The sequence below is a fragment of the Vibrio sp. V42_P2S4T144 genome (assembly GCF_009904715.1).
GTDB lineage: Bacteria > Pseudomonadota > Gammaproteobacteria > Enterobacterales > Vibrionaceae > Vibrio > Vibrio alginolyticus.
Window position 1 is genome coordinate 1 of record NZ_WXWS01000021.1, and the last position, 9,708, is coordinate 9,708.

At 46.3% G+C, this 9,708-nt stretch carries 7 protein-coding genes and 1 pseudogene; all 8 read right to left on the reverse strand.

The window, feature by feature from the left end:
• Positions 1-1,359: DUF6531 domain-containing protein (locus tag CAG68_RS00600; RefSeq protein ID WP_161440657.1), on the reverse strand; the 1,359-nt coding region annotated here is incomplete at its 3' end.
• 423 nt (positions 1,360-1,782) lie between these two features.
• Positions 1,783-2,199, reverse strand: a complete 417-nt coding sequence (locus CAG68_RS00605; RefSeq protein WP_005377532.1) for a membrane protein — start codon at positions 2,197-2,199, stop codon at positions 1,783-1,785.
• On the reverse strand, positions 2,183-3,235 hold the full coding sequence (locus CAG68_RS00610; RefSeq protein WP_086046761.1) for a formate dehydrogenase subunit gamma: 1,053 nt from the start codon (positions 3,233-3,235) through the stop codon (positions 2,183-2,185). The genes CAG68_RS00605 and CAG68_RS00610 overlap by 17 nt, the downstream gene beginning before the upstream one ends.
• 14 nt (positions 3,236-3,249) lie before the next feature.
• On the reverse strand, positions 3,250-3,858 hold the full coding sequence (gene fdh3B / locus CAG68_RS00615) for a formate dehydrogenase FDH3 subunit beta (RefSeq protein WP_005377536.1): 609 nt from the start codon (positions 3,856-3,858) through the stop codon (positions 3,250-3,252).
• 11 nt (positions 3,859-3,869) lie between these two features.
• Complete coding sequence (locus CAG68_RS00620; protein WP_161440658.1) at positions 3,870-6,725, reverse strand: formate dehydrogenase subunit alpha; 2,856 nt, start codon at positions 6,723-6,725, stop codon at positions 3,870-3,872.
• A 10-nt stretch (positions 6,726-6,735) separates the two neighbouring features.
• Positions 6,736-6,936 (reverse strand): twin-arginine translocation signal domain-containing protein, encoded by a 201-nt coding sequence (locus CAG68_RS00625; RefSeq protein WP_005396171.1) that lies wholly within the window; start codon positions 6,934-6,936, stop codon positions 6,736-6,738.
• A 73-nt stretch (positions 6,937-7,009) separates the two neighbouring features.
• On the reverse strand, positions 7,010-7,636 hold the full coding sequence (locus tag CAG68_RS00630) for a TorD/DmsD family molecular chaperone (RefSeq protein WP_017820684.1): 627 nt from the start codon (positions 7,634-7,636) through the stop codon (positions 7,010-7,012).
• Positions 7,637-7,645: 9 nt separating this feature from the next.
• Positions 7,646-9,311 (reverse strand): annotated as a pseudogene (locus tag CAG68_RS00635) (4Fe-4S dicluster domain-containing protein).
• Between the last annotated feature and the right edge of the window lie 397 nt (positions 9,312-9,708).

The window sequence follows — 9,708 nt, forward strand, 5'->3', positions numbered from 1 at the left end:
ATAGATAGCTTGCGCTTTTCGCCCTAATTCATCATATTGCCATCGCCAAGTTCTACCTGTGGGGCTTATTTTCTCGAGTAAGTTACCCTGCTCGTCATGCAAGAAAGACCATTGATGATCTAACGAGTCAGAATAAGAAGAGTGATTTCCTTGATAATGGAAGCGATAGTCATAAATTCCTGCGTCCCCAACGTTTCTGATGCATTTCGCTTTTGCACCTTCGCCATCCCATTCAAAATAATGAGTAAAGCCAGTTGGTCGTACACGTTTAACAATTAAATGCCCGCGGTATTGATACTGTTCCTTTAAGCCTAAATGATTAGTTGCACTGACCAAATCATCGTGCTCATCATAGGTATAAGTTGTCAGAACTTTTTGGGACTTTGCATTTAGCAGTTCTACAAGGCGTCCTTGCTTATCATATTGACATTCAAGAACCGGACGCTTGTTGTATGCAATCTCGATCAATCGATGGTTTCGAGAATACTGCAGTTGAAACGTTGAAAACGTGCCATTTCTGACTTGTTTAACAACCCAACGATCATCTTTCTGTTCAAATCGATATTGATGCCCACTAGCGAGCGTCACGATCCGAGTTGCTGAATTTAGGAAATAACAGCTCGCACCAGCGTATATCTGGTAACTTGTTGCTCCAATATCTACTGGCTCAAATTCTGTGATATCGGCCTTATCGTCAACAAACTCCCAAGCGATAACATTGTCTTTCTCGTCCGTCTTTTCGCGTAATTCAAACTGAAATGCATGTCGCCAACCAAAGCCCATTCCATGATTTACATCCGACTGCGAAGAGCGGTAAGTACGCTGCCAAGTAGTACCTTGTTGTAGCTCGATATCATAGAGTTCGAGAATTTCTTCACCCGTCACAAGTGATACAGGATCACCGGCTTTCTCATGTTTTTCGCTGCTTTGTTGCTGAGGCTTGGCGGATGCAGCACTTCTGCCACTCTTTTTATTCGACTTCCCCTTTCCCTTCGATGGTTTTGCATTGACGGTATTTTGAGTCGGTGGAGGCGTAACCGCTGACGAGAGTGCGTAGTTTTCGCCGGTAGGTACAATTCGAGCGACATGCAAATCACCGTTCACCAAAGCATTGGCAAACGTTGAATTATAGTGTTGGGAAGTAAGCTCACCGTCAGGTATGTTTGGCTTGAATTGACCAATCGTATAGAACAAGTCCTCGACAGAGCGAAGGTCAAGCTCACCAAAGCTCTCAAGAAACTCTATTGCCTCTTGTTTGGTCACGAATGTTTTAGGTTCGCCGCTAGTAAGTAACTGACCAGAGAAGTGATAACTTTCGCCAAAGCGATTCGTGATAGGAATGACGAATTGAGGGATCATAGCCGTAACGTGTTTGTCCTTTTCTTACCTTGCCGCATCATTTAATGCTCGTTTCGCTCTTTTTATTTGTGAGAGCAAGATGCCTTAATCAAACATCCTCCGATAGAGATTCCTCTGTATGCGTAGACTGAATGTATTGATGGCAATTTTCACGTATGCAACTCTTTGAATTTCTGAGCGCAGCGTACTTTAACGGGACGATGAATCCTGAGTAAATGAACAATACCGTGAGTGAGACTAATGTCTCATCGTGACGCGATTTTTTTACATGTTTCTTACTTAACTATGATTTTCTGCCCAGTTACGTAAATTCACTCAATAAGTTGCATCAAGTATCACCACTGCGACTCAACGCTTCATATTTGAGACAAAACAGCAACAAAAAAACCGCCTATTACGGCGGTTTTGCTTAAAGAATACTGATTAAAGGTTTGGACCTGTCGATGGTCTGTGTGGTTGGTTATTGAGCAGTTGCTGCATCCCTTGAAACATTCGCATAAACCACACCAAGATGGCTAATGCAGCAAACACCATCCCTACCCAAGGAATAAAGTAAGCGATGGTTTCAAGCAAAGTACTATGCAACCAATAATCACTCACGCCAACGAGTACACCGTTAGAAGTCGCGACGGTGACGATCAACACAACAAAAAACGTCAGGTAGAGAAAGAAGGTGCGAATTAAACCGTAGTAATGAGAAATCACTACGTCGCTGTCTTCTCCCTTATCTAATCGGTAACCCGCATAGATAATTGCGATAACGCCTGAGATCAGAAACGTAAACGGGGTCAGACAGCTCAGGATGTACGCAACCCAAATCCCGTTATGAGGTTTGTTCATTCGCTTTCGCTCCTTTTACTTCCGTTTGTGCCGTATCTGTTTCACCCATCGCTTCTTTGGACTTCACTTCCTCATACCAAAGATCGTGATGCTCTTTCGCCCATGTTTCATCAACTTCACCTGTCACCATGCCTTCTAGCGCACCTTCCATACCGAATAGACCAATATAGATGTGGAAGATAAAGCCACAGATTAGAATCAGCGCCGAAATCGCATGAACTAAGTTAGAAAGCTCCATGTCACGGCGAGTTTGGCCAAAGATAGGAAAGTCCAGAACTAAGCCACTCACTGCCGCGATAGCACCAAAGAAGATTAACAACCAATAGATTGCCTTCTCACCACCGTTTGAGAAACCAGCTGACGGATGTGTGCCTTTGTGTTTACCAACCATGCCGCCCATTTTCATAAACCAACGAACATCTGTCATGTTTGGAATCGACTTGCGCCACCATTTAAAGAGCACGAGCATCAGTAAAATGAAGAACAATGGTCCCATGTAATTGTGGTACTGCTTCGCCAACATGACGATAAAGCCCCAGAACTCAGTAGGAACGTACGGTTTTAAGAAGTGCTTACCGTAAACCAGCATCAAACCACTGAATGCCAGCGTTAAGAATGTAAACGCCATACTCCAGTGAAGCGCGCGGTCTAAACGAGACCAACGCTTCATTTTTTTACCAGTACGCGGCTTGCTAAGCATCAAAGGACCAACGAATACGTAAGCCATGATTACCATTGCAATACTGCCGAAAATCGCGACAGCACCAGCAGGAGACATCCATTTTTCTTTTAGAATGTACCAAGTCTCACCAGGTTTACTGATCAATACGCCATGTTCTGGCGATTGAGACGTGGTGTAGCCTTCTTGCCCCTCTCTGACTTCGCGCCAATAGTCTGCCCCGGCGAGTTGCGTGATCTCCTGTTGAATAACTTTAGAAGATTGTCCCTCTGCTGAAGCAGGCATTGCAAAAGTCAGCAGCAATGCCGTCATCATTGACAACATTGCTAGAGATGCACGTTTAAGCGTGTTTAACATGTGCCTCTCCTTACTTAGCTTTTCGTCGCATCGTAAGAAAGATCGTTTCCGTCTGTCCAACCTGCGTTTTTCGCGCCGCGTTCTACCACACGTTGACGGAAAATGTCAGAGACTTTCTCTGCGTCACCCGCAAGCAGCGCTTTGGTTGAACAAAGCGATGCACACATCGGTAACTTGCCTTCTGCGATACGGTTCGCACCGTACTTTTGGCGTTCTTCCTCAGAGCCAGGCTCTGTTTCTGGGCCGCCCGCGCAGAAAGTACATTTATCCATTTTGCCACGTTCACCAAACGCCTCTTGTTTAGGAAATTGAGGTGCGCCAAACGGACAAGCAAACAAACAGTAACCACAACCGATACACAGATCTTTATTGTGAAGAACGATGCCGTCTTCAGTATGTTCGAAACAATCAGCTGGACAAACTGCCATACAAGGCGCATCGGTACAGTGCATACAAGCAACAGAGATAGAGTTTTCACCAGCTTCACCGTCGTTTAGTGTTACCACGCGGCGACGCTGAATGCCCCATTCAAGCGCATCGTCGTTTTCGTTCTTACATGCAGTAACACAGCCGTTACACTCGATACAGCGCTTGGTGTCACATAGAAATTTCATTCGTGCCATTGTCAGACTCCTTACGCTTTACGAATGTTACATAGGGTTACTTTGGTTTCCTGCATCAAGGTAACCGGGTCGTAACCGTAAGTGGTTGCCGTGTTGGCCGATTCGCCAACAACGTAAGGCTGTGTACCTTCTGGGTATTTAGGACGTAGGTCTTCACCTTCGAACTTACCGCCAAAGTGGAACGGAATGAACGCCAAACCAGGTTTCACACGACGTGTTACCATCGCTTTCACCTTGATTCGTCCCTTCTCTGCACCTTCTACCCAAACATCATCACCATCTCTGAAACCAAGGTCGTTCGCGTCTTTCGGATTTACTTCGACAAACATTTCTTGTTGAAGCTCGGCAAGCCATGGGTTTGAACGCGTTTCTTCACCACCACCTTCGTATTCAACCAGACGACCAGAAGTCAGAACGATTGGGTACTCGCCCGATTTGTCTTGCTCTTGAATGGATTTATACAACGTAGGTACACGGAAGATTGCATCTTTGTCTTCCCAAGTTGGGTAGTCCGTTACAAGGTCACGACGTGGTGTGTAAAGTGGTTCACGATGCAGTGGCACACGGTCTGGGAACGTCCAAACAATCGCACGCGCTTTCGCGTTACCAAATGGAATACAACCGTGCTTGATCGCGACACGCTGAATACCGCCAGAAAGGTCAGTCTTCCAGTTTTTACCCTCTGCTGCCACTTTCTCTTCAGCAGTTAAGTCGTCCCACCAACCAAGTTGTTTCAACAACTTGTCAGTGAACTCTGGGTAACCGTCTTTGATTTCACAGCCTTTCGAATAACTGTCTTCTGCAAGAAGGCTCTTGCCTTCAAATTCCACACCAAAGCGCGTACGGAAGTTACCGCCACCTTCTGCAACCGTCTTAGACGTATCGTACAGAATGTGTGTACCTGGGTGTTTCATTTCTGGTGTGCCCCAGCATGGCCAAGGTAGACCATATGTTTCACCGTTGACAGGACCACCTTCCGCTTCCAATGTGGTTTTGTGGAACGTATGCCAGTTTTGTTGGTGCGCTTTCAAACGCTCTGGGCTTTGGCCTGTGTAACCAATCGTCCACATGCCTTTGTTGAATTCACGCGTTAGGTCTTCAATCACCGGCTGGTTGTTTTCAACACGGATGTTTTTGAACAGAAGATCGGAATAGCCCAGTTTCTTCGAAAGCAGGTACATGATTTCGTGGTCTGGTTTTGATTCAAACAAAGGTTCAATCACCTGATCACGCCATTGTAGGGAACGGTTAGATGCGGTAACGCTGCCGTGTGTTTCAAACTGTGTTGTTGCAGGAAGCAGGTAAACGCCGTCGGTACGGTCGTTCATTACCGCAGCAACCGTTGGGTAAGGGTCCACAATCACCATCATGTCCAACTTCTGCATCGCTTTTTTCATCTCAACACCACGTGTTTGAGAGTTCACTGCGTGTCCCCAGTAGAACATTGCACGGATGTTTTCGCGCTGACGAATGTTGTCTTTGTTTTCCAGTACACCATCAACCCAACGAGATACAGGAATACCTGCACTGTGCATTGGTTTCTGACCGCTGTAAGCGTTGTCATCGAAACGACCTTTGATCCATTCGTAATCGATTTCCCACACTTTTGACCAATGACGCCAAGCGCCTTCAGAAAGGCCGTAGTAGCCCGGTAGCGTGTCAGAAAGTACGCCAAGGTCGGTTGCGCCTTGTACGTTATCGTGACCACGGAAGATGTTTGCGCCGCCGCCTGATTTACCAATGTTACCAAGCGCTAGCTCAAGCACACAGTAAGCACGTGTGTTGTTGTTACCAGTAGTATGCTGAGTACCACCCATACACCAAACAATACAGCCTGGGCGATTTTCAGAAAGCAGTTTTGCTGTTTGGTAAACGTCTTCTTCTCTTACGCCTGTTACGCGCTCAACTTCTGCTGGCGTCCATTTCGCCACTTCAGCACGGATCTCATCCATACCGAATACACGTTGACGGATGAACTCTTTATCTTCCCATTGGTTTTCGAAGATGTGCCACAACACACCCCAAATGAATGCTACGTCAGAACCAGGACGAAGTGATACATAGTGATCCGATTTTGCTGCCGTACGTGTACGACGAGGATCCGCTACGACGATCTTACAGTTGTTCTTCTCTTTCGCGATCAGAATGTGCTGCATCGCCACTGGGTGTGCTTCAGCTGGGTTTGAACCAATGAACAGCATCGACTTACAGTTGTGCATGTCATTGAAAGAGTTGGTCATCGCACCGTAACCCCAAGTGTTTGCTACACCCGCCACGGTTGTTGAGTGACAAATACGCGCTTGGTGGTCAACGTTGTTAGTGCCCCAAAGTGATGCCATTTTGCGGAACAAGTACGCTTGTTCGTTGCTGTGCTTTGCGCTTCCCAAGAAGTAAACCGAATCAGGGCCAGACTCTTTGCGGATGTCCATCACCTTGTTACCGATTTCTTCGATCGCTTGATCCCAAGAAAGCTTTTTCCACTTACCTTTTTCAAGCTTCATTGGGTATTTAAGACGGCGCTCACCGTGGCCATGTTCACGTAGTGCTGCGCCTTTTGCACAGTGACCACCGGCGTTAAATGGGTGGTCGAATGCAGGCTCTTGACCCGTCCAAACACCATTTTGAACTTCTGCGTAAATACCACAACCCACTGAACAGTGAGAACAGATAGTACGTTTTACTTCTGTTTTCGCTTCTGGATCGACTGATTTTGCTTGCGCTTTTTTCATCATTCCCGATGCGAATAGACTAGCACCAACCACTGCACCACCAGCGGCAAGCGAAGTGTTTTTCATGAATGCACGACGAGATACGCCAAGCTGGTTCGTTTCTTTGCTCACACTGTCGGAGCGTTTGACAAGTTTCATCCGTTATCTCCTAAAGTGTGTCGTAGTAATCGCGAATGTGTTGTGTTTCACGATACCCTTTCTTCTTCACGTCTTTTTCAGAAGGCTCAACCGTTTCTGAAGCAACGGCCACTTTCGTGGTTCCCGCAACAACAGCACCGGCAACGGCAGCGGTTGTGAAGCCTTTTAGGAGATCCCTACGGCTCGTGTTTATTTCTTTATTATCTTTCATCATTGCTTCCTTACCTTACGGTAGATCTTTGGAGACTCATGCCTCTCTATCGATATGACCAAGTACTGCTCGATTACTCGTAATCAGTGACGTTTTTCACATCAATTTTTAATTTGTTCTTACTGCTTTTGGTGTTCACGCTAAAGCGCACTTGCTCTAACGTTAAAAACGCGTCGCAAAGCTGTGCAGCTGGCTTGTAGAAGTTCACGCTTTCTGCGCTCTCTAGTTGGCGCGTAAAAGATTGGAACCAAGGGGCGATGTGTTTGTTAAACACCGCTTGTTGAAGTTCTTCCTCTTCACCTGTCAGCATTGCCATCACTTCGCACAGTGCAGAAATATGGTCTTCAGGCTCTTTCACGTTCTCTTCTCGTTCGATGCCTAAAAGATCCAAATCGCGACGAATTTCCGCTAACGGTTTTTCCATCATCGAGCCAGTGCGATGCCAAGATCCGAATGGCACAACTTCACCACGTCCAATGCCAATAAACAGATCTTGATATTCTTCTTCTAACGCTTCTCGCTGCGCTTCGTTCGCGGCTTGTTGCAGTGCGAGCCAAGCTTTTTGCATCGCGCTCTCAGACGGTTCAATTTCTAGCGATTTCAGGAACGCCAGCATTTCATCACTAGGCGCACTACGAAAAAGTGCAGATAGAACGAGATAAATGTCTGTTCTCAGTGTTTGTTCTTGTTGTGTGTCCACTTCGAGCTCCTAGTATTTTAATTGTTTCATTGGGTCTTCTGCCATCGACTCAAACATGTCGATCACACGGCAGTCTTCACACATCGCGATACGATTGATCGCCGCTTCATCAGAGAAATGAGAGTGACCGCGTAACTTGTTTTGTAGCATGTCGATCATCGATTGCGGAGCAAAGGGCTTGTGACAACGAATGCACTCGGCTGCCTTTTCTTCATGAATCACAACCGCTTTCTGGCGTTCTTCTTTCACCCAGTTCATACGAGGAGTAAGCGTCAGCACTTTCTCTGGACACGCTTTCTCGCACAGCCCACATTGAATGCAGTCTTGCTCGACGAATTTAAGCGACGGAGATCGACCGTCCGTATGCAATGCACGTGTTGGACACACCGCCACACAGCTCATACACAACGTACAACCTTTACTTTCACAAGAGACTGTGCCGTAAGGTGCGTTCGCTGGAAGTTCAACAATGTTCTCAACTGGAATACGTGATGCGGACAACGCATCCAACGCCGTAAATAGACGCTGACGTTTGTTGCCTTGCAAGTCTCCTAATGCCAAATCAAAAGACTCGGTACAAAGTGTCGGAGCACCTTCACGTAGTGACTCTAGATACAGAATGTCGATGGTTTCTTTGGCGATACCAAGCTGACCGAGCAGCTCTTGAGCAATACCTACCTACTTCGCTATTAAGCACACGAATAATGGTTTGAGGCATAAAACGTGAAGCCGCAAACAGCACCTGAGTAGCACCATTCACAAGCGCGGCGAACCAAGTATCAATACCAACCGAAGGCAGTTCTTCCACCACAATTGGAATCACATTATCTGGCAGTGCTTTTAGTGCCATCACGTTGTAGCTCTCGTGGCGAGAACTGCAAATCAATACGATAGGATCTAAACCACCCGCTTGCTCATAGTTGGCGAGCGTACGTTCAATAAACTTTTGCGTATCTTCAGGGTTTGGCAGTGCGTAATGAATCGCTTCTGTCGGACACGCTGTAGCACAAGTCCCCACGCCTTGACATAGGTATGGGTTGATCTCGATGCGATGGCCCGTTCTGTCGCTGCCTTCACTCGATAGTGCCCCTGCCGGACAAGCATCCACACACCGTTCGCAACCTTTTACGCCACGAGAGCTGTGTGCACATAAATCGGTATCTAAACGGAAGAATTTCGGTTTATCGAACGTCCCCATTAAGGTTGGAATCTCTTCCAACGCTTCAGCCAGTTTCGGATAGCCACGACCTACTGGGTAGTAGCCCGGTACTGGGACTTCTTCCGACATGCAGCTGTTAAGGCAAAGATCGAGTACGATATCGAAACAATCGCTATTGATCGCGACCTTGGCAAGATTGTTGGTCGAACCATGATTTTCAATCAGAACTTCAAACGTACCTAAGAACCCTGAAACCTGAACCGAATTGGCGTAATAAAGCTCGGGATTTGTGCCCTTTTCGCCATCGGTAGAAAGCAGCGTTAGGCTGTTCATTTGCGACAATTGCGCTGCCGCACTTTCGATGATTGCTGTTGGGCCCACAATCAAAGTATTACCGCCGCTTTCATAGCTTACGGTTGGTGGAATAAGATTGGTCAACTCTACGGTATTTTCGAAAGCGTACAGCCTCGCTTTACCGTTATTGGAAGTTGCTTGTTCTAATAATTGTTTCAGCATTGCTCAATTCCATTTATGAACATGGATAGTCTTTTCCATCTCTTAGTGTAGTTAGCGCCGGAGATTCTGCTGATTAACTTATCAATGAGCATTCTTATTCCGCCATCTATAGGCGATGAATACTACGCAGTGCGTCCGTACTAACTTCAATCAGATTGGTATTGAGCAACAGATAGCAAGTGTCATACCAATAAAATATCAACTAAAAATCAATAGGTTATCAATTTTACTGACAAATAGTAGGGATAAAAAAACCGGTTGAGACATTTTGTCTCAGCCGGCTCATTGAGTGTTTAGTCAAAATGTACCTATTCTTTGTGTGGTATATTTTGTCTCACCTCGTTAGGCTGTGATTCTTCAGCAAAAGTATCACTTTCGCCAGGAACTGTATTTATAT

Bases quoted from the DNA above. Each gene is read 5' to 3' on its own strand.
- CAG68_RS00625 (WP_005396171.1), bottom strand. From the start codon at position 6,936: ATGAAAGATAATAAAGAAATAAACACGAGCCGTAGGGATCTCCTAAAA.
- CAG68_RS00620 (WP_161440658.1), bottom strand. From the start codon at position 6,725: ATGAAACTTGTCAAACGCTCCGACAGTGTGAGCAAAGAAACGAACCAG.
- CAG68_RS00605 (WP_005377532.1), bottom strand. From the start codon at position 2,199: ATGAACAAACCTCATAACGGGATTTGGGTTGCGTACATCCTGAGCTGT.
- fdh3B (WP_005377536.1), bottom strand. From the start codon at position 3,858: ATGGCACGAATGAAATTTCTATGTGACACCAAGCGCTGTATCGAGTGT.
- CAG68_RS00610 (WP_086046761.1), bottom strand. From the start codon at position 3,235: ATGTTAAACACGCTTAAACGTGCATCTCTAGCAATGTTGTCAATGATG.